20 protein-coding genes are annotated in these 20,065 nt (G+C 43.0%); 1 reads left to right on the top strand and 19 read right to left on the bottom strand.

Going from position 1 to position 20,065, the window contains the following annotated elements; translation table 11 throughout:
- Positions 1-8: 8 nt before the first annotated feature.
- The 17 genes from H532_RS0104630 to H532_RS0104545 form a co-directional block, all read right to left on the bottom strand.
- A complete protein-coding gene (locus tag H532_RS0104630; RefSeq protein ID WP_027724531.1) occupies positions 9-1,154 on the bottom strand; it encodes a helix-turn-helix domain-containing protein in 1,146 nt (381 codons plus the stop codon).
- Positions 1,155-1,184: 30 nt separating this feature from the next.
- Positions 1,185-1,868, bottom strand: a complete 684-nt coding sequence (locus tag H532_RS0104625) for a hypothetical protein (protein ID WP_027724530.1) — start codon at positions 1,866-1,868, stop codon at positions 1,185-1,187.
- A 618-nt stretch (positions 1,869-2,486) separates the two neighbouring features.
- Positions 2,487-3,308, bottom strand: a complete 822-nt coding sequence (locus H532_RS0104615) for a hypothetical protein (protein WP_027724529.1) — start codon at positions 3,306-3,308, stop codon at positions 2,487-2,489.
- A gap of 51 nt (positions 3,309-3,359) precedes the next feature.
- Positions 3,360-3,572 carry a DUF4250 family protein gene (locus H532_RS0104610; RefSeq protein ID WP_027724528.1) on the bottom strand — a complete coding sequence of 71 codons (213 nt, stop codon included), beginning with the start codon at positions 3,570-3,572 and terminating at the stop codon, positions 3,360-3,362.
- Positions 3,573-3,768: 196 nt separating this feature from the next.
- The gene (locus H532_RS0104605; protein ID WP_027724527.1) at positions 3,769-4,638 is read right to left on the bottom strand and encodes a sensor domain-containing diguanylate cyclase; all 870 of its coding nucleotides are present in this window, start codon (positions 4,636-4,638) and stop codon (positions 3,769-3,771) included.
- A 47-nt stretch (positions 4,639-4,685) separates the two neighbouring features.
- On the bottom strand, positions 4,686-4,895 hold the full coding sequence (locus tag H532_RS0104600; protein ID WP_027724526.1) for a hypothetical protein: 210 nt from the start codon (positions 4,893-4,895) through the stop codon (positions 4,686-4,688).
- Between the two features lie 133 nt (positions 4,896-5,028).
- Positions 5,029-5,184, bottom strand: a complete 156-nt coding sequence (locus tag H532_RS20195) for a hypothetical protein (protein ID WP_155994967.1) — start codon at positions 5,182-5,184, stop codon at positions 5,029-5,031.
- Positions 5,185-5,230: 46 nt separating this feature from the next.
- On the bottom strand, positions 5,231-7,066 hold the full coding sequence (locus tag H532_RS0104590; protein WP_027724525.1) for a TnsD family Tn7-like transposition protein: 1,836 nt from the start codon (positions 7,064-7,066) through the stop codon (positions 5,231-5,233).
- A 6-nt stretch (positions 7,067-7,072) separates the two neighbouring features.
- A complete protein-coding gene (locus H532_RS0104585) occupies positions 7,073-8,701 on the bottom strand; it encodes an ATP-binding protein (protein ID WP_027724524.1) in 1,629 nt (542 codons plus the stop codon).
- Positions 8,688-10,826: a Mu transposase C-terminal domain-containing protein gene (locus H532_RS0104580; protein WP_027724523.1), complete on the bottom strand. Its 2,139-nt coding sequence runs from the start codon at positions 10,824-10,826 to the stop codon at positions 8,688-8,690. Before H532_RS0104580 ends, H532_RS0104585 begins: the two co-directional genes overlap by 14 nt.
- On the bottom strand, positions 10,810-11,661 hold the full coding sequence (locus H532_RS0104575) for a heteromeric transposase endonuclease subunit TnsA (RefSeq protein WP_051263138.1): 852 nt from the start codon (positions 11,659-11,661) through the stop codon (positions 10,810-10,812). The genes H532_RS0104580 and H532_RS0104575 overlap by 17 nt, the downstream gene beginning before the upstream one ends.
- Before the next feature lie 146 nt (positions 11,662-11,807).
- The gene (locus H532_RS0104570) at positions 11,808-12,695 is read right to left on the bottom strand and encodes a tyrosine-type recombinase/integrase (protein ID WP_049808538.1); all 888 of its coding nucleotides are present in this window, start codon (positions 12,693-12,695) and stop codon (positions 11,808-11,810) included.
- Positions 12,696-13,044: 349 nt separating this feature from the next.
- The gene (locus H532_RS0104565) at positions 13,045-13,239 is read right to left on the bottom strand and encodes a hypothetical protein (protein WP_027724520.1); all 195 of its coding nucleotides are present in this window, start codon (positions 13,237-13,239) and stop codon (positions 13,045-13,047) included.
- A complete protein-coding gene (locus tag H532_RS17830) occupies positions 13,226-13,789 on the bottom strand; it encodes a helix-turn-helix transcriptional regulator (RefSeq protein WP_038111541.1) in 564 nt (187 codons plus the stop codon). Before H532_RS17830 ends, H532_RS0104565 begins: the two co-directional genes overlap by 14 nt.
- 179 nt (positions 13,790-13,968) lie before the next feature.
- Positions 13,969-15,708 carry a methyl-accepting chemotaxis protein gene (locus H532_RS0104555; RefSeq protein ID WP_027724519.1) on the bottom strand — a complete coding sequence of 580 codons (1,740 nt, stop codon included), beginning with the start codon at positions 15,706-15,708 and terminating at the stop codon, positions 13,969-13,971.
- A 271-nt stretch (positions 15,709-15,979) separates the two neighbouring features.
- Positions 15,980-16,339 carry a four helix bundle protein gene (locus tag H532_RS0104550; protein ID WP_038111538.1) on the bottom strand — a complete coding sequence of 120 codons (360 nt, stop codon included), beginning with the start codon at positions 16,337-16,339 and terminating at the stop codon, positions 15,980-15,982.
- A 49-nt stretch (positions 16,340-16,388) separates the two neighbouring features.
- Entirely contained in the window at positions 16,389-16,949 is a 561-nt protein-coding gene (locus H532_RS0104545) for a hypothetical protein (RefSeq protein WP_027724517.1), read from the bottom strand.
- Between the two features lie 154 nt (positions 16,950-17,103).
- On the opposite strand from H532_RS0104545, the gene H532_RS0104540 reads away from it, so the two are divergent.
- Entirely contained in the window at positions 17,104-17,637 is a 534-nt protein-coding gene (locus H532_RS0104540) for a hypothetical protein (RefSeq protein WP_027724516.1), read from the top strand.
- Positions 17,638-18,064: 427 nt separating this feature from the next.
- On the opposite strand, the gene H532_RS0104535 is transcribed toward H532_RS0104540, so the two are convergent.
- Complete coding sequence (locus H532_RS0104535) at positions 18,065-19,213, bottom strand: hypothetical protein (protein WP_155994966.1); 1,149 nt, start codon at positions 19,211-19,213, stop codon at positions 18,065-18,067.
- Between the two features lie 462 nt (positions 19,214-19,675).
- The coding region (locus H532_RS17825; protein ID WP_038111536.1) for an IS110 family transposase at positions 19,676-20,065 on the bottom strand (390 nt) is incomplete at its 5' end.

The raw sequence follows: 20,065 nt of genomic DNA, 5'->3' as shown, positions 1-20,065 counted from the left end.
TTCTTGTATTAGGTTTCGTCCGTTTTTTTAACCAATCTTATTGTTGGCTCGGGCTCTTTATAATTAAGAGTTCCTTTTTCAAGATTGCACAACATTTCGATGTATTCTTGTGGTACAGATATTTCTTGAACTAATTGCAGTTCATTTTTAATCTTTTTCTCCAACAACAACAAAATACTTTTCTTTAAAACAACAGGTTCCTGTAAAGGAACGACATCATCGAGAGGTTCTTTGGTTCTCATTTTCTTCATTGACATTTGCTTTACCAAAGATGTGTATTTGCTTTCATCAATCAGTTTCAAGTCTAAGCACCTGCGTAACATAGCGGCGATGGATACATTCCAATATTTTTTTAATTCTACAAAATGAAGCAATGATGTAGAAGTCACTGTCTTGGCAAATGCCTCTGCTGGCATCAAAAATGCCGAAGCAAACCGATTTGCCTGGTTCTCCATATTTTTAAACTCAGTCCGACTAAGAACATCTTGGTTATCTATATCCTTGTGCATCAAAATGTGGCCTAATTCATGAGCACCATCAAACTGTCTTCTAAATGCTGATTTATCGTTACCAAGAAAAATGAAAGGCCTGCCTTGTCGTTGTTGGCAAAAAGCATCGACCTTCTCATTATCAGTATCAACAGAAAAGACCATGATCCCATTTTTCTCTAATAAGTGAACAATATTTGCAATAGGTCTATCCCCAAGTTCCCAGTGTTTACGAACTTGATAAGCTAACTGTTCAATTGAATCATTATCCCATTCTGAATTAAAATACTGGGAAGTATCTGGCAAATTTAGCTCTGGAAACTCAATATATTCTGATAAATATTCGTAGATATACCCAGCTAATAAAGTTTTGTGAAACTGAATCTCCTTACTTTTCTTTGATGCAGTTGCATTTGCACGGAAAAACGTGTTTCCAACAAATTGTTCTTTAAAGTCTCGATAAAAGAAGCTCTTTGGGAATTTAAGCGTATTGATTATCGCCATCATTGTTTCTGGTTTAGGTGTATGCTCTCCAAGTTCAAATTGAGATATTGCTTGCTTAGAAACATTAATTTTTTCTGCAAGCTCACTAATAGTCAAGCCGCGTACCAAGCGTGCCTCCCTTAGCCTCTTTGGATTGAACTTTGGTTCATGTTTTACACTCATATGAAATTACTCCTAATCTAAGGTGTTGTTCTATGATGAAGTTTTATTTTTCAATTTAATAACAATATCGCTATCTTCTTGTGGTACTTTAAGGCGTGGTTCAATATCATCAACTTTGTAGCTGTTTAAAGGAATAATGTCTTGAGAATTGAGTGTAATGTAATTTGAAATATCTTCTTTATATATCCAATCTTCTTGATCAGGTCTTAAAGCACCCTCGAAAATCATGTCACTATCCCGATCATAACTTACTATGATTCCAAAAGGATGATAATCTGGCCCGAGAGACAATGACGGTTGGTAAACTGAATCCTCCAACAATTCGTTTGCAGGAGCCCCAAGCTCCAAGAGGCGGTCGAAATTCGAAGAAGCAAAATCACCACGGTATCTGCACGGATTGTAAATATATTTGTTTTTTGGTAATTTTGAAACCAAGATAAATATGTTTCTCACAGTATCATGGATAACAATGTATGGATGTAGACCAGCCTGTTTCTTAATAACCTTCATCTGTGTATGTGGATTGCTTAAGATCATTTTTTCAACATGAGTATTGACACAATCGTACTGTAAACGAGGAGCATAAGTATTTGTTGTGAATGTAGGAAGCAAAGCTTTTATTGTTTGATATTCTTTCTTCCCCTCCTGGATTCCCTTTACTATCAGACTCCTTTGCTCATCCAAAAGCATACACTTTTCAAGAATCTCTCTCATTCGAACACCCCCATATCTATGTAGACAATTTCATTATTTACCCAATTGTTATTTTTGTCAAGTAATATGGAAAATAATCTTTGAAATATAAAGTTTTTGAGCTTCATTTAAAAAGTTTGTCTAACACCCAAGTTAATTTGCTTACGACCGCTCCAACTCTTCCGAAAAGGTATCTTTTCGGAAATGTGTGATAAATAAAATAAAAAATGCCCCACAATACAAGTTGTGGGGCAGATCATATACTATTTAACCCAGCCTTCTCAACGCAATAATTCGTTTTGCTTTTCTAAGCAACTTGAACCATTCAGGTTCTTCGGCAGGTCTTAGAATTTTTTGGGACGTATTCCCTTTCTTCCCTTTGTAGCTTTTGAAGATTTCTTCTCGATCCATACTGAATACCTCTGTTGGCTATATTCCTCAAACGCATTACTGTGATAAAACCTTTATGGAATATCAAACTTACAAGCCGACTATTTGATGAGTCGCGTATCGGTTAGCGACAGACTAACAAACCGACCATTTATCAGCCGCATGTCGGTCAGCGACAAAACTTACCTCACCCATTATTATAACCAATGTTAATTGACGAAAATGTTGCTCAATCCATATTGGCGTGCATCAAAGCGATTTATTCCCAAATGAGACAAGGCAACTATGATAGATTAACCAGGAAGCTCGTCTCATCCGCACATGAATTGCTAATCCCGCTGGTTCAGAAATTGTTGCGTTCTCGAACCCTGGACACCCCCTGATTATGCTTTGTCGGCATCCATTGAAACTGTCCAGTTTTTTGGATCCGCTAGCGTTTTGCATAGCCGACCGCAACCTGGATAATTGATTCAGATTGGTACGGGGGTCGGTGATATCTGTATCGCATAACGTATGGATAAGTTCCAGCAGTCTTTTTTCGTACTGATTTTCATACCGCTCCAGCAACGCCTCCACATATTCTCCCAAAACATGATCGTCCCAATGGGGACACAGTTCTTCAAAGAACAACGTCGCCAAAGAGCGAAAATGGTGTGGAACATCAACCCCCGTTGACGCTTGGATAACTTGAAACTCAGCGGATGATTGAGGTTCAAAAAAAGCAGACATGACGTTGCCAATTTGATCATTGAGCATCTTACCATCAACCAAGGGAACTGGCGGATAGCCCCTTAAAACATCGCCGCCCTTGTCCAATTCAAAATGTTCGACACGGCAATTCACCCCGAACAGGGAAAACAGCCTGAGAAAAAAGACGGACAGGTCTTCTGCAATCAAGAAATTTTTGTTCTGATCTTCACTGCAAATCGTTCCCATTATCATGACTGTATTTCGATCGCCGTTCGAACACAGAACATCACGGACGTAACGACTATGAATGGTATCCAACGGACGAAAATCTGATATCAGTTTAATGCCCGATATTATCAGCTTATATCTGGTTTGTTCCATTCCACAAACAAGATCCCTTTCCTTGATTTTAGAAGCCCATTAAACTGGCAGTCATTTTGATGTGCCCACATATTTCACAAACTGATTGATCTCTGGCACAAAGGTGTATCCATGGAGTTTCAGTTCACGTTTCATATCTTGGACATCCAGAAAAATATCGTCCGCCAATTCCTCCAACGACTGATAGTGACCATTGTTCAGCTCTGTATTGATAAACTGAACCCTTCTTTCAACGGGGAAGCGATAGAACTGATGACCATACATGTTTTATAACCCCCCTTTACGATTTTTACCTGTTCATTCATTTTAAGCAGTATTCATCCAGAATCTACGGCGATTCGGTTCTATGATGTCTGAGCTTTATCGTATTAAAGCACGAACATGAACAGGCAGATACTGAAAGGGGGGTTAAACCTTCACGGAACCATGGAATGAGGGCTTCCCTTCTGCTAACTCAACCTCATTCCTTTTTTCCAAATTTATTGATATACATGTTCCGATCCGCCTCCTCAAACAATTGCTCCATGTTCCCTTTGGACGAATGGGAATAAGCGTATCCATAGGACATCTTCATCGGCCAATCCCTGTTATTGTAGCCATTTATGGCTTCATCCATTTTTTCAACCAGCTTTTTTACTTCCGATAAATCCATTTCGATGACCAGGATGGCAAACTCGTCGCCGCCAATTCTTGAAACAAGCACTTTTTCCGACTGAAAATTCATCAGTATTTTGGCGGCTTCCTTAATCAGTCGATCCCCTTCCCTGTGTCCGAAGTGATCATTCACCGTTTTCAATTCGTCCAGGTCGCATAGGATGATTGCCATAGGAACGTCTACTTCTTTATCGTATCTTTTCAATAATCTCTCAAAATAATCCCTGCTATAAGCCCCCGTCAAAGCGTCATGCGAGATCCGATACTCCAGATCTTTCTGGAGCTGGATCCACCCATCGATGTTTCGGAGAATACCATGAATTGCAACGAGCTCACCCTTCTCATAAACAGGCGTGGCCACCTCTTCAAACCACCGTTCCCGTCCATTTTCATCCATCCAACATTGAATGATGGGCTTGTCATAGTCGAAATCCCCACTCCATTTTTTCTGGATGATGTCACGGAAATCAGGGTGCAAATGACGGTAAATGTGTTCGGGATGCTCATAACACAGTTGTACCGAGCCTCTGCCGAAATACTGCTCCAAGGCCCCATTGACAAACAACACTTGCGGCTTTGGTTTGATGCGGCAGTAGTAAATGATATCCCTTGACTGCATCACGATCTCTTTTAACTTCGATGTTTCGAAATGATGGGCGGCTGTTTCTTTATCCATTTCCTGAACCTCCTGAATTATGAAGGGTTGTAAATACCGACCCTTCGTCAGTCTCCCGCCATGTCTTCGAGACCGAGCACTTTATCCACGATTTGCTCAATCACTACCTTGCCGCCTTGCCTGTAACCGACAATAACCCGCCCCCCATCGAGGATGGCAAAGGGCTCACCGTCTTCCACCTCATGCAGTTGCTCCAGCACCGTTTGCTTGATTTTTTCCCTCAGTTCCTCCGATACCTTAATCTTAAAAATGATCATTTCCCTTCCCTCCCAATCCACCATGTTCAATCCCTAAAACAGCAACGACTTGAAAAAAGAGCCGATCTCGATGCCAGCACAAAGCATGAGCAAACACGCCAACATTTCCATGCAGACATCTTGAAGCCAATGTTTATCCTGCAGATTCCCCATCATCTTTTTCATTTGCAATCACCCCTTTCAGACCTAATCCTGTTTCAAAGAAAACACAATTAAAAACGCCCAGTCTTTCGACTGAGCGTTGAATTGGAATTTTATGTTTATTTTTGCGAATTGAACACTCACCCATTTTCCATCTTCCCTTAATGAGTAACCTGTGAGTAGATTTAATCTTATCAAATCTCTTCCAGCTTCTCAACGAAAATCAAATCGCGTTTCCTGGAAAACTCCATTGGAGCATGTTCCTTGCGAATGCCCGCTTTCCTGAGCACTTTCCACTCCTGCAACGGTTCGCCTTGCCGTTTCAACTCCTCCATGGCCCAGTGAATTTTTCGCAACCGATACTGTTCTTCGCTCTCGACTGTTCGCTCAAGGTATTTCTTCGTTTTGGGCAGATGATTCATATGTTTTTCCAGCAAGGCCGTAACACCAGCAATGGTCCCAATTCTGCCCACCGTCAGTCTTTTGGGCTTTCCGTCGGATTCCAAAATTCGACTTACGGCATGCTGAACTTTCGCCAACACTTCAAGGTCTCGTTGATTCCAATCGACTCTAATGTTCCTGGTCTTCTTTTGGGCAGGCTCAGGAGAATGCTCATTGAGCCAAATCCGATCCTTGCGATACAAACGGGCGTACAGAGCGAGATTCAGTTTTCGAAGCTCGGTTTTGGAGAAATTCGGATGCTGTTGTTGAAGGGAAAGCCACTCGGTTCGATCCCGTTCCCGCTCCAGATCCCGCCGTCCATCCTTCACTTCCTTTCCCCTGATGTGCTTTTTAACGGTCATGGGATCCGCATGAAGCCTTCGGCCAATTTCTCGCAAACTTAAACCCTCGTTAGCCAGCCGCAGGCATTCGCGTTCCCAAACCTCCCCGTATTGTTTAACCCTGGATATTTTGTTCGGGTCACTTTCTCCAGCCCGCCTTGTATAAACGAAACCGCAGGAACATGAAAAAGTACCAATCACTCCCTTGTTTTTTTCACAGGTGCTTACGGTTAAATCGGTAATCACCTTTTGTTGATAATGCTCCGCCGCGGGATTCAGACAAATCCATGGTCCATCCCCAAACGGCTTGTACTGCTCATCCTGATAAAACATTTCCTCAAGCGAGATGCCCAAAAAATTTATCAAAAGCAAGTGTCGCAAGGGATGGAAGGATCGCCGATGTTTTCTGACCATCGACGCAAGCCAATTGCTTTCTCCCCGCAAGCTGGACTGCAACCGCTCCAAAAATTCCTCTCCATAATAACGAACAAAATCCTGGCGAAGTCTGGTTTGATCCACTTTCCCGCTGATAAAAGAAGCATAATGTTTTTGCCGAAGCTTGGCTTCAAAGTGCCTCTGGAACCAATCGAGCGGACGATGGGGAAAACGTTGCGTGAGCAAGGCTTCAATGCCGTTGCCAATGGAACGGTAATGCGAAAGCAGTTCCGAATCCGTTATGTACGCAACCTGATTCAATGGACAGTTTTCTTCTGTCGGTTCCGCAAACACATGTTTGTTCGTTTGCCGCAGGGCAACCTTGCTGTCGTTTAGCCACGTTCCATGTTTGACGCACACATCCCAGCCAGGAATTTGATGCATTCGGTGCCAATACAATTCTCCATGCCGAGCCAAATCTTCCTGAAAGCAAATGGGGCAATACCGAAAATGCGTTGCGGAACGAATTGAACTGGCCATCACCCCCGCACGGGTATAAACGCTGTTGCCGCTTCCGCCGACCATCGCCAAAAATACTGCTTCTGCTTGTTGCGGAGGAAGAAACGCGGAGTAAAAAGGATACATGGTATGCTCCATGACCAATCGATCCGCCGTTATTTTGGAACCGACAGGAAGCCGAGCAACCAACGCCCCGATATGAGACGGCAAATCCACGGAAGCCAGAACGTTGTTCTTGCCAAACAAATCCTGAAGCAGGTTCTTGGGACTTGGATCTCCTGTCCGCTTACGATAACGGGCACAAACGGAATATAGGAGCTCGTCGGGATAGGGGGTAGGAAAAAACACCAGCACCCGCCATCACCCCGCACACCACTTGTCGAGCCGTATGACGCCTGCCTGTTTCAGGGCATCATAAGCGGTCATCCCCTCTTCCTTTCCCTTTTTCACGATCAACCGCAAGTCACGTTCGTCTTCCGCAGGGTTTACCTTCCCGCCCTGTCTGTCCTGTTTCTTTTGAATCGATAATTGAAAAGCCGCCTTGACGACTTCATTGACATCGGAAGCATTCGGTTGCTCGGTTAAAACGGTTTTCACCAGTTCTGAAGCCTGTCGTTCGGAAATCCCCAATAACTGAAGCCTGATAATTGCTTCGTCTTTCACCCGCACAATTTGTTCTTGCCTCGATTCAGTTCGTTTTCGTGCCTCCTGGACAAAAGTTTGCACATCGATTTGAATTCGCTCCCTTTGAATAAATTCTTCCACATCGGGAACGACAATGTCCTCATAATCCAGCAACTGTGTCCTACGGCCATTTCTTAACGCGTCAAGCATCGGACGAATGATCCTCAATTGCTCGTTAGCCACTTTGCGAATCAGACTGGTAGTAATTCTTTCCTTTCCCGTGACGATCGCCCGAACCTGAACCGTTGTAAATAACTTAACCGCCACGTCGGGAATCCCTTGCGTCTCCTCGTACATGACGTCGGACAATTCCTGTGTCAGCCCCTCCACGTGCCTTGTCCACTGATACTGCCACAATCCTGACAGAAACAATGCCCAGTTTTCATCTTTTTTCAAACGATCCCACAGAAAACTGCCATAACCGCTTAAGCTTCGTCGTGCCTGGCGAAATTCCGAGGTGAGCACCTTCAAACTTTTCGGTGTGCCCACGAGCAGGACAGGGATTTGGGCGGTGTTGATCAGGGTCGTGAAAAAATTGAGCACTTGGGCGGAACCGCCGCTTCTGGCGAGACTTAAATGTTGAATCTCGTCCACTACCAAGATTCCTGTTCCCATGTTTTGCAACAGTCGGGACAAAATCGGGATCATCACGTTCGTTGACCATTTTCCGTTTCCGTACCTCTCCAGATACTGCGTTCCCAAAAGCGTATCGATGGCGGAAAACAATTGCAAGCATAAAGCCTTTAGGCTCCCGTCATATGGGGCCTCCAAACGAATATGCGTGACCTGGTATCTGGGAAAGTCTTGTCCCTGATACTCGGAATGAACGATTACTTGCGGGAAGAGAGCAAGGATTCTGTTCAGCGAGCTGGTTTTCCCCGAACCCGAAATGCCAATCAACGCCATGCTTTTGGCAGTCGAATGCGGCTGATAAACATTGCCCCTATGCCCTGCGTCCTCGGTTTGGGATAATCGCCTGATGACGCACGGCGAAAGCGGATTGCGTTCCGCATATCCGCCCCGAATCATTGACGAAATCGCATCATAAAGCACCAGATGTTGTTCCAGAGGCTGAAAGTATTGGGAAAACCGTTGCGGGATCAGGTGAATGCGAAGATGCGGTTCCAACTGTCTTTCCAACGAATCCATCGGCGGATAACTGGACAATGCTTCGATCACCTGTTCAGGCGATAAAATGTCTGGCAACGCCTCGATCCATGGATTGCCCGCAAAATCTGGAATGACCTGCTTGTGATACTCCGCAACAACCGCTTCCGTTCCGTTTGGCAATCTAACGATCTCCACAAAACGCATCCTCCTGTTTTTGCTTCAATAATCCAAAATAGCTTCGTTCGTCTTGTTCCTCCTCATTCCGCTGTACCACACGTTCACTTGCTGAAGATCTCACCAACGAAAAACTTTCCTGTTTTCGGTTTCGTTCTTTCTCTTGCCGCCTGTTCTCTCGAATGTCCCTCAGTTTTTGAGATTTGGACATAGGAATGGATTCTGCATGGGTTTTCTTCCTGGCTTCTACGACAATCGCCTCAATTTCCGCCGCCAGCGTTATTCGCTCCCGCAATTCCAGGTCTTGCGATGTCGCCTGATTATATTTCTCCCATGCAAGCAGGTAGTTCACGTCTTCCAGACTTAGATTGCGATACCGAGCCTGGGACTCCAGCAAATTGCACACATCGTACGATGTTCGGCCTAACCGCAAAAATATCTGGCTGACATTCCGCGGGTCGAAAGAAACAACCAACTTTCGTGTGCCATGTGTGCGAGCATGAACAAACCATTTTTCCTTCAACGCTGTAGGACAACTGTAATACATGCCTTGGAAACGGATGCCGCCAGGCGTCACCGTCGCTTCCGCCGTCGGCAACAGATTGAAACGCAAAACATCTTCCGACACCCTGCGGAGCCTTCCCGAACGGTGCTGGATGCCAAAGTTCCAAAGTTGAATGGGAATTGGCTGAACATCTTGTGCAATCTGTTCAGCATCCCGCTGGTATCCTGTCAAATAATGTCGATTATTGTAGTACAACACACATTTAATGAGGATTTGCGTGAACTCTGGGATGGTAAGTGTGGCGTTCAGCCGATAATCTTTGGCTCCCCGCTCCTGAAAGTCCTCTTGAATTGCTCCAGGCAAAAACGGTTTTACATGCGTTTGAATGAGGTCAAAATGTTTTTCCACCACTGCTTTCCAGTCGGGGCGATACGGGGAAGTGTTTTTCACCGCAATTTGCAAATGCTCGATGATGGACAACGCCTTGTCGGAAAGCAGTTCTCCTCTGTCCGCCAAAATCGATTCAGGCAAATACACGCATGGCCAATCTTCTTCACGGATCTCAATCCCAAATTGACGGCACCATTCCACCTTCGATTCGCACGCATGTTTCAACGCCATCATCGCTCCTTGCCAGCTTGGACCCTCCAGCCCAACGTATAGACCCGCAATCATTCGGCTGTACCCGTCCATCACCAGGTACAGCACAGGACGCCCAATAATTTTTGTGCGGTCAAATGAACTGACCAAATAAACATCGGCAACCGTTGCATCGATTTGATAGACGGATCCTGGACCAAACACATCCTGCTGAGTGGAACCCAAAACGGGGCGGTACCGTTGATGGAACTTTTTTGCACTCTCCCGCAAGGAGATTTCTTTTTTCAAATCCCGCCATTTGCGAAACCAGTATCGGAACTGTGAAAACGAAGGAATCGCCGTGCCGCTTTCCATGACGGGAAGCTCGACTCCGTTGTCCAGTTTGCGAACCTCTGAGCAATATTCCTTCAACATTTGTTCATACGCCCAGCGGAGGGAGGGGCGATTGGCTTTATAGTAATATTTGTCCAGAGCAATCCGAAAAATCTTTTTGACCTCTTCGCTCACATTCATTTCCCCGTAGATGGAATCAAACTTTTTGGGCCTGCCCCGTTTCCTTGCCGTCTGCTTCCGTTCTTTTCCCCTCCCGCCGCGGTTGGCAAAATCGGGCAATACCGCCAGCTTGGTTTTGCCTCGGCTCCAATATCTTTTGAGGATTCTCCCAATCTGCTTTTCCGACAATCCAAACCTCTCCGCCGCCTGGCGAATGAGCTTCGACCGTTCGGCTGAAACAAAGATTTGCGGTTCAAAATCTTTCGAAGCAATCGCCTGAACAATTTGCCAATCCTTATCCCACTTCTCTTTTTCCTTGGCAGACATCATTTGCGGATCAACAAAGCAAGCCCAAGGATCGGATTCTTCCATTACGATCAAGCCTTGTTCAATGCCGTATTGAATTTCCTCCAGCCAACGGCTTTTTGGAAATTCCCTGCCTTGAATGTCGATGACAAAGCATGCTTTTTGTTCCGCATCGATCCAAAGGATGCGTTCAAGCCGCTGGTCACCGACATAGCGGATGACCGTGTTAACGCACAGCTCCAAATCTCCTCTCCCCTCCCTGAAGCATATTGACCTTTAGCCCAAGATCCTTGGGTGTCGCAGACAACTGAATGTCTGCATCCATGTTGATCTGGATGAGTCGGGAAGCGATCAAGTACCTGAACACCAGGAGACCTGTTCCCGCCTCTTCTTTCATCTCCCTTTCAAAGGAAGCCAGGATGGTACGGATCCTTTGGTCAGAGGACAACAGTTTCTCTTGTAGAATCGAGGCGTATTCTTGAATTTGCGTTGAGGAAAAACCGTAATCCTCGACATTCAAGGCAGACAACACCCATTCAATATTGCGGCTCCGTTGAACGGGAATTTCGTGCTGGGTCACAACGGCAAAATCCACATGGCGTTCCTCCCAATACCGCCGCTGAATTTCCAATCTCTCCAATGTCGCCTTTTTCTCCAATTCGGCGGCATCTTTGATGGCACGGGCATACTGGATTTCCCTGCCTTGTTGATCCCTTGCCGTCATCACAAACGTTGTGGTGATCACATGCGGCACTTCCGTTTTGGGATCCTTCAGCCGCTTTAAGAGCGACTCGTCCATTTGATCCACGATGGTTTCCACATCCAGGAGTGGAAACTGTTCCTTGATGTCAAATATCGATTCATCCCATTCCAGCAGGTAAAAGTATCGAAGTTGTGTGTCGGTGAGCAGATGCACCACACGGTTGCACTTTCTTGAAAACACACGGCTAGCTCTGCCGCGACTGGGAATATCCATTACCGTCAGCCAAGGGCGGTAGTTTTCACGTTCACCTTGCCCCCGACCCTCCGCCAAAAATCGTTTCAGTTTTGCTTCTGTCCAATCTGAACTTCTTGCCACTTGCTTCACCTCCATTGCCAGAAAAGAAAAAGTGCCATGAGTTCGCATTTAGACAACAGCATCCGTTTTTTTGAAACGGCACTGTGCCTGCAACAACTCATGGCACTTTCACTTTAAATAAGGTAAGATTGTATGGTTTCAGGGAATCAGATTTGCAACCCGTCAACCGCTCTTTGCTTATCTTCCGCACTGGAATTGACGTAGAATCGATATACAAGATCGACGGAACTATGCCCTGTCAAGAGGCAAACCGTCTTTGGATCAACGCCGCTTTTGATCAATTGGGAACAAAAAGTGTGGCGAGCCGCATGGGGATTTATTTTCTCGGACAATTGGGCTTTCCTGCTGTATTTGTCCAGGATTTTGTTTATTGCCAATCGCGTAAGAGGCCCCCGCTGTCCAATGAGCAGTTTGTTCGAATCCGTGTGTGGACGCACATTTAAATATTCCTTAACCGCATTCACCGTTGCGGCATTCAGGTTCACTTTTCGCGACTTGTTCCCTTTGCCGTTGCGAATGAGGATATAGCTGTAATTGTTCTTGCCGTTACGTTCTGTCAGAACAATGTCATCCAGTTCGATATTCACTAACTCCGAACATCTGATTCCCGTTCCAAAAAGTAAGTAGTAAATGCAAATATCTCGTTTGTTGTTTTCCGCTTCAATCGTTCTTTTCAACCGATACAAATCTGTTTTTTCAACGACTTTAATTTCCCGATCTAGCTCAGTGGTATGTTTCATTAACACTTTGTTCAATTGAATTTCCTCTTTACAAACACCTGTATTCACCAAAAAACGCTGAAACAAAACAATGCTTTTCAGTTTCCGATTAATGCTTGTCGGTTTGAGTTTTTTGTGCAAGTTCAGATGTTGTCGGTACTCTCGCACATCGGTTTCCGTAATGGTGTCGCTCTCGTATCCCAATGTATCCTTAAGCCAAGATTGAAATTGCCTAATGTCTGTCAAATACGCTTCCACTGTTAGCGAACTCTTTCCTTCCCGCGTCAATTCTTCGCGAAATTGATCCAGGTACAAATTCCTCTCCCCTTCTTTGCCAGACAACAAAAAAAGTGCTGTTTCAAATGGGCAACGTTCCGCTTTTTTTTTAAGCTGAAACATCATCCACATGAAAAAGCACTTTTTTAATGGTTATGTGATTAAAATAATTGTATTGGACATTTCTCGTCTTTTCAAGTATTAGCCCAAATTTTGGCCATATCGAACCTGACAAATAACTTGACTACATAATTATTGATTATGTGGAGAGTAAAGATCATTTTCCCGTTCACCTTAATAATTTAGGGGCATTTAAGAACGAAAAATCTCGCCACATAACTTAATTACGCCATTTTTAGTAATGGAATGCACAAAATACAGACTCCCCTCATCGCTCATCCCTTAACCTGCCAAGAAGCTCCTGTTTCTCCTTTTCCAGTTCACGCCAATCGTGGATATCGACTGCTTCAGGGTGTGCATCCATTTCTTGCTCGGTCATATTGGAAAATAGGGTATAGAATGAACCTCTGAATTTTTTCTCAAATTCGGCAATTTGCTTATAAACATCGTCAAGGCTGGTCAATTGTCTGTTCCCTTGCTCTTTTCAATTGAGCAACCCATTGTAGTTGGAAAGCAACTTCTGGTTTTTTCCATGCCCCAAGCATAAAGCGTGGAATTTTCTGATTGTACTTTTCCCCGACCGTCTCTAGGCCACGTTCGATATTTTTGTAAATAATAGTGCGGGAAACACTGAGGTAATCAGCCGCCTCCGAAATATTGACCAGCTCTGATTCATGATAGACATATTGCAAACTCCCAGCATCAGTAGAACCGTAAAACCAAGAGTCAAAAAGCAGTTTGGCTTCAATCAAATCCAGTTGTTGCTGTAGGATCCGTTCTATGTAAGTCAGCATTTTCTTAAGGGATAAAACATAGTTCTCCTCATACATGAAGTCTGGATCTACTCTGAGCTGTACATTTGTTGGCTTTATATATTCTATCTGAGGATATGTCTCAGCCATCACCATCGCATAGGAGTATAGCAAGAAGGTTTTTTCTTTTTGTAAAAGAAGTGCGTTTTGTTCTTCAAAAGCTTGGGTGATTATATTTTCTGTTAATCTTAAAATATCCAAATCCACCCCTCTCCTTTCACTCTTATTTTATTGTTAAGTTAACAGATTTTCAATTCTGCAAAAAATTTCATTTGCATGCAAAAACAAACAAACGAGAACCTTCCCATTTTAAGAAAAAGGGGATTCTCGTTTGTTAAATGATTGACTTTATTTTCCCGCATCTAATGTATGGTTTCGGGTTATTTTTTTGAGAGATTATCTTCTAATTTCGATAGCAGATGAATCACTTGATCTGAAGCTTGTTCAAGTTGATTTAAGGCTTCTTCAGCACCATGAATATTTCCTCTCTCATAATTCTCTACTGCTATTTTTGCGTAATGATGAACTAGCTTATGAGGCTCTTCTAATTCCTGATATGCAGAATTTTCTTTTACAAATGGAGGCAAATCTCCGTAATACCATTTGCCAAGCCTGCAAGCCTCATAGGAAATAACTTGATTTGAATCGATTGTTTGAATTCCTAACAACATGTTATAGATTTTCCACTTCCAAATAAGATGGTCTGTTTTGGCTACCCGAACCAAATCATTCGAATTGAGTTTTACATTAATTCCAAAGAAGGAATTTCGATATTCATCCATTTTGATACTCAAATCGTAGATAATCTTTGCAGTTTCTTTTGCGACTTCTCGGGTGTGAATACTATGATCGTGAATAACAGAATTTCGTTCTGTAATCTCCGTAATCACAGCAGACTGTTCTTCGGTCATTGCCGCAATTTGAGATGTAGAATGGCTAATCTCTTTCATCGTTGAAACAATCTGTGCGATCACTTCCCTGGCATGCTGTGCACCCGCTACAGTCTTTCCAACAAGTTCGCCCGTTTGCTTTATCTGTTGAATGACCTTGGCGGATACATGACGCAAAGAGTTCATATTTGAAGTAATCTGATTGATTTGTTCCTTTGTATGTTCGGCTAATTTTCGAACCTCTGACGCAACAACAGAAAAACCCCTTCCTTGCTCACCAGCACGAGCCGCTTCGATGCTTGCATTTAAAGCAAGCAAATTGGTTTGATCTGCAATTTCCTTTATGATTTTAACGACTTGTTGAATATGTCCAATTTCATTGTCGAGTTGGTTGACTTGTTCGACTACTTGATAATAGACATCTCCAACCCGACTAATATCATCCAAAGCTTCATCGATCTCCACTTTACTTTGATCAGCGGATCGCACTGCTTCATCGGTTCCTTCAGCTACTCTTACAGCATGATTGGCAACTTCTTGAATCGAAGCACTCATCTGTTCTGTAGCCGCCGTCACACTATAACTTTCCTCCATCTGCTTGTCCATCGACATAATCAATTGTTTCGTTGTGTCTAATCGGGTCGTATGGTTAAGTAAATCTGAAACACCAAATAAGAAAGATTTCAAGGTTTCTTCCATGTACACTTCAACGATAAGTTGTTGATCATAGGCCGCTAGTTTTTGTACGGCAAGAACCATCTGCATCATTTGGTGGGGATTTTGGTACAACTTTTCCATCAGGATTGATGTCATGAGATGGATTAACAAATGATGAGCAGAAATGAAATGTTCTGCCGTCAAATGAATACGGCTATGGACTTGACCGATTACGATTCTTGTCATAATGTATTCATGATTGATATCTGCATGAAGAAACTGGTCTAAGTACCTCTCCATTGTTTGTCGCAGTCGATCTATAGTGGAATGTTCAAGGATAATTTGCTTCAAATGATCAACAGACTGGAGTTTTTCGTAAAATTGATGTATAATCTCAGCTTTATATGGATTTAGAATTCGAGCGGATTCCCTAACATGATTTAACGTGTCTTGATTGATGCTCAAAAACATTAATTTCTCTTTGGCTCGTTCTTCAATCTGAGATATGTCTGTTGAATGAGAAAAGCTCATATATTCCTTCCACGTTTTTGTTTTTTTGATAAAAATGCCCATTATAATTCCTCTCCCCTCCAAATATAAGCCCTTTGTTGTAGTTCTTTATTCCCCATTTCAAATGTCGTATCATATCGATTCTTATCTAAACCATAGGAAATTACTACAATCATACTATATATGCACACATCGCTTGTCAATTGTAATTGTGATACAGCATTTCCTCCAAATTGCAAAAAGGGATTTTGACTGTTGTGAGGAAAGGAGCAGTATTGGGGGTATTTCACATATGTAGAATCGCACCCAAAAGGGTGCTTATAGTTCAAAGGAATTACGCCGACTGATTCAGCCGCTTGAACATCCCGACCATAATTCGGCGAAGTTCCTGGGCTTTTTCATCCAGCCGCTCAAACGTTTGTTTATCAATGTAGCCCTTTCTGAAAGCCCTTTCAATCCAATAGCGGGTCTCGTTAGCCGATCCGAATGCGATCCCCAAATGGTACCGCTCACGCCCTGCATACTGCCCGCCATTCGATTCAGCGATGTTTGCACCGATGCTCGTGACACATCGTATGAGCTGATCCACCAACCGATACTTTTCGTCTTGCGGGAAATTTTTTACGATCTCGTCGATTTCGTCTTCCAAGGCAATCGCTTTTTGGTACAATGTCAATGTTTTAAAATCTTTCATGAATAAATTCCTCACCACCTCCGCCGCTATACTTCGGTTGGTAATGAACCTAAAATTCCTCCACATCAATCCGTACTGAATCCAAATCCTTTAACCGTTCAAGCATAAGCTCTTTCCTCGTCATCAACTCTTGATACCTGCTTTTCAGCATTTTCGACAAGCTCCTTATGACCGAGCCATAGTATATTTCCTCATCATCAAAATGGGCTTCAAATCGAGTTACTTCATGTTGCATCGAATGTTTTCGAGAATCTGGATATTTATGGACAGTGTAAAAACATATGAGTTTCCTGTCTTCCGTCAAAAACAACTCGTTGAATTCCTCTGTTTCTTCACCATTGGCATTGCCCGAATATTCAAGTGAGGAATTGATCAAAAACCCCTTTAGCAATTCTCCGTCCGATCGGTAAAAATATTCCCTTTGCTCCATTCGCGTCCCGAACATTGACGCCTTTTTAAAAATGGGTTCAAATGTCAGGACGTTTTTGGCGATTTCAAATACCTGCTCTATCATCCCTTCACCTGTTTTCTGATTCTCCCTTGTTAATCTTTTCAATTCCGTTTCTGCAAATTGAATATCTGACACCAGACTTCGAAGTTCATTCAACATGCACTCACGTTCCTTTCGATTTGAGATTTAAACAGGGCTTCACGTTGAAATTGCTTGTTCAGCCCTCCCCCTGTTTTGCCTGTCTCTGGATTCATTGTATATATTAAATAGAAGGAAATTGTCGCCTGACAGGCAACATAAGAGGAGGCAACAGATGGGTAAATTAGACGCTAATCTGAAACAAAAAATCAAAGAACTAGCCTTTTCCGATGATTTTCTTCAGAAAAACAAGAAATATTCTGCAATCTATGAAAACCAAACTGAGGGCACAACTGTATTTGGGCACAGTTTGAGCAGTTATCAATTAAGTGCCATCCAATCAAGACTCAGGACTGCACAGAACACCTTATCCCTGGGCAAATATATACGAAAATTAGCCGCTGATAAGGGACGGTTCCATTACAATGAGGCGTTTTTTGGACAGGCTCAAATCACCCGCCAATACTGGTCAAAACTGCTCAACGATAAATATGAAAGACCTTCGAAAGAGGTTATTTTGCGTATTGCCATTCTTTTCAGATGCGACTTGAAACAAACACATGAACTGTTGGCGAAAGCTGGGTATACCTTTTCCGATTGCGATCTAAGGGATCAGATTGTTTTGGGTTGCATCGAATTGGGCGTCTACGATTTCGCGGACATTGAAGAGTTGCTGGAAGATGAGGGATTAAAATCTCTTTTTTCATAAATCATTTTGCAAAACTATACCAAATCAATTAATAAAAATGCCCCCTATCTCTTTCGAGAAACAGGACAGATCAACACCGATATTCAGGGACTTGCCCGCACCATCTTCTCGTCAAACACAAATAATAGACTTTATTATGTTTGCAAAATCCCCAAGAATATTCATTATTGTTGAAAAAACATTATCTCCAAGTTCGGCTTCTTCGAAGCCTGATTGCAATGCAATACCCATAAGTTGGGCGTTCCTTACGAACGCCGTAGTCACCCAAAGGGTGACTATGAACTATAAGACCAAAACGATCTTGCTTTTTGGAATTATTCAATTTCCAAAGTGAATAACAACTTGTTGACAATCGACTTTATCACGGTAAATCACTAAAGTGATTTTGCTATAGCAAAATTAAAAAGCGAAGCTTTTTTTGCCCCGCTTAAAAAGGAATGTCGTCAAAATTATCTGCTTTTGGCGGATCTTCAATGTTTCTTGTTGGAGGGAAAACTCTCAAGGCATATTCTTTGCCAAAAAACGTTTCAATTTTTTCTTTCGTAATTTTGCCGACGTTGCTCATTCCATGTTGAAGAAGATTTGTGACGACCTGTTCCGCTTCCGCCAAAATGTTATCTGTATACCGTGGAATTTGGTAAAAATTGATGAACTTATGCCCTTTTCTCCCTCCATGAATCCCTTTTGCAATCTCCCAAAGTTCATCCGAAAGTTCTGTGTGCGGGATTTTGATGAGGAGACCGATTAAAGCCAACATATTGATTGCTCTTGTTATCGTAGACCTCTCATAAAGATCCCCCAACCTATTCTTAAGCTCAGTGGAAGAAACAAAGAAAACCGCTTCTCCGTTGCAACGAAACTTTGGATAAATATGCTCCTTCCCCCAAGAGTTTAGCAAAATCAACAGCGGAACAAAGCCTTTTGTATAATCATAAAGTATCGGTTGTCTCTGTTTTATTCGAGCTATCCCATCCTGAAGCAAATCTAAATTATATTCATACTTTTGATTCTCCTGGAGACTCCATTCATCGTGAAGTTCCAGGATATGAAACAGTTTGGCCAGTTCTTGACGAGCTTTGATAAAGCTGTCAGCAACATGCGTTCCAATCCCTATCCCTTCCACTGTTTCAATAAAATCAAAAATATTGAATCCAATCGTCCGTCCATTTGGCCGCTTGGTGAAATACCGATAAACGCCTTTTTGATCTTTTGAAATCCATGCTACATTTTTCGACACCAATTGACATGGAAAAAATATGTTTTCTTCGCCAGGAATATTGGCATAAATTCTGCCAAACAGGTTGTTTTGTAACGCAAACTGTTCAAATTGCTGAGTTGTGATATTCAAATCGTGTAATCTTGAATCCAATGTCCGTTTAACGAAATTATGGATTTTCCCTGTTTCCAACAAATGTTGATGAATGATCTCTTTCACTACCTTGTTTGCCTTTCGATATGATACCAAAACCCCTGTCTCTAATATCTGATCCTCTCTTCTCTTCAGTTTATATACTTCAATTGCGAACTCTTTCCCCCTAAACCCCTGCATTCGCAATTCGCGTTTGCCTTTATTCAATCGGACTATTTTTTGTTTAAGCAATTGTTTCGGTGTTCCTTTTGGTTCAAAAATTTCGTCTATACTTTTCATTCTTTATTACCCCCAATATTGTCTTTACAATACGAGGATAATAATTTTGACCGTGGGTCAATAGGTATAAAACGTCGAACCAGGTTGGACACATTAGAGATTGACAGCACCATAACGACTTGCTTCTTTGCCCTCCCCCCTGTCGCACATGTCCGACATGTACCGACAAAAAAATGCGACTTGTTCCGATTAAGTCGCACAAAAACTGCATATGATCTAAAAACCATAAAATCTACCAAAAGTCCTACGGTGTGATGTCAAGAGTTAAAAACAAGTGAATTGGAAATTCTTTTGGCCATATGTCATAAAAAAGGGTGCACTAAACCAAACCTCCAGTATATTGTAAATAACTGGAAGTAAACGAGACCAAGGTTATCGATGAAGGTTACCTCATCGCGTCACCTTCTTTTTCGGCGCATAAATTTGACCGTTGCGGAGCAGCGCATCGATCAGGCGCACCAGTTTTCTTGCCGTTAAGACGAGGGCGCGTTTGTGTGAGTGCTTCTGCACTTCACGATACTTCTTTTGGTAAAAGGCGCGGTATTCAGGTTCGTGTCGCCGGACCAGATTGGCAGCCTCAACCAGGTAATACCGGAGATAACGATTGCCTGTACGCGCAAGCATTTTGTCATCCGCCTCATAGTCACCCGATTGGTGACGCGGCCAAAACAATCCTGCAAATTTGGCGATTGCGGCTTGGTTCTCAAAGCGTTCAATGTCGCCAATTTCGGCGAGAATACCGGCGCAACTCACCGGGCCTAATCCCGGAATGGTTTCGAG

This window comes from Tuberibacillus calidus DSM 17572, assembly GCF_000430685.1.
Lineage (GTDB): Bacteria > Bacillota > Bacilli > Bacillales > Sporolactobacillaceae > Tuberibacillus > Tuberibacillus calidus.
Note: the sequence above shows the minus strand (reverse complement) of the source record. Positions and strands in the feature narration are given on the sequence as shown.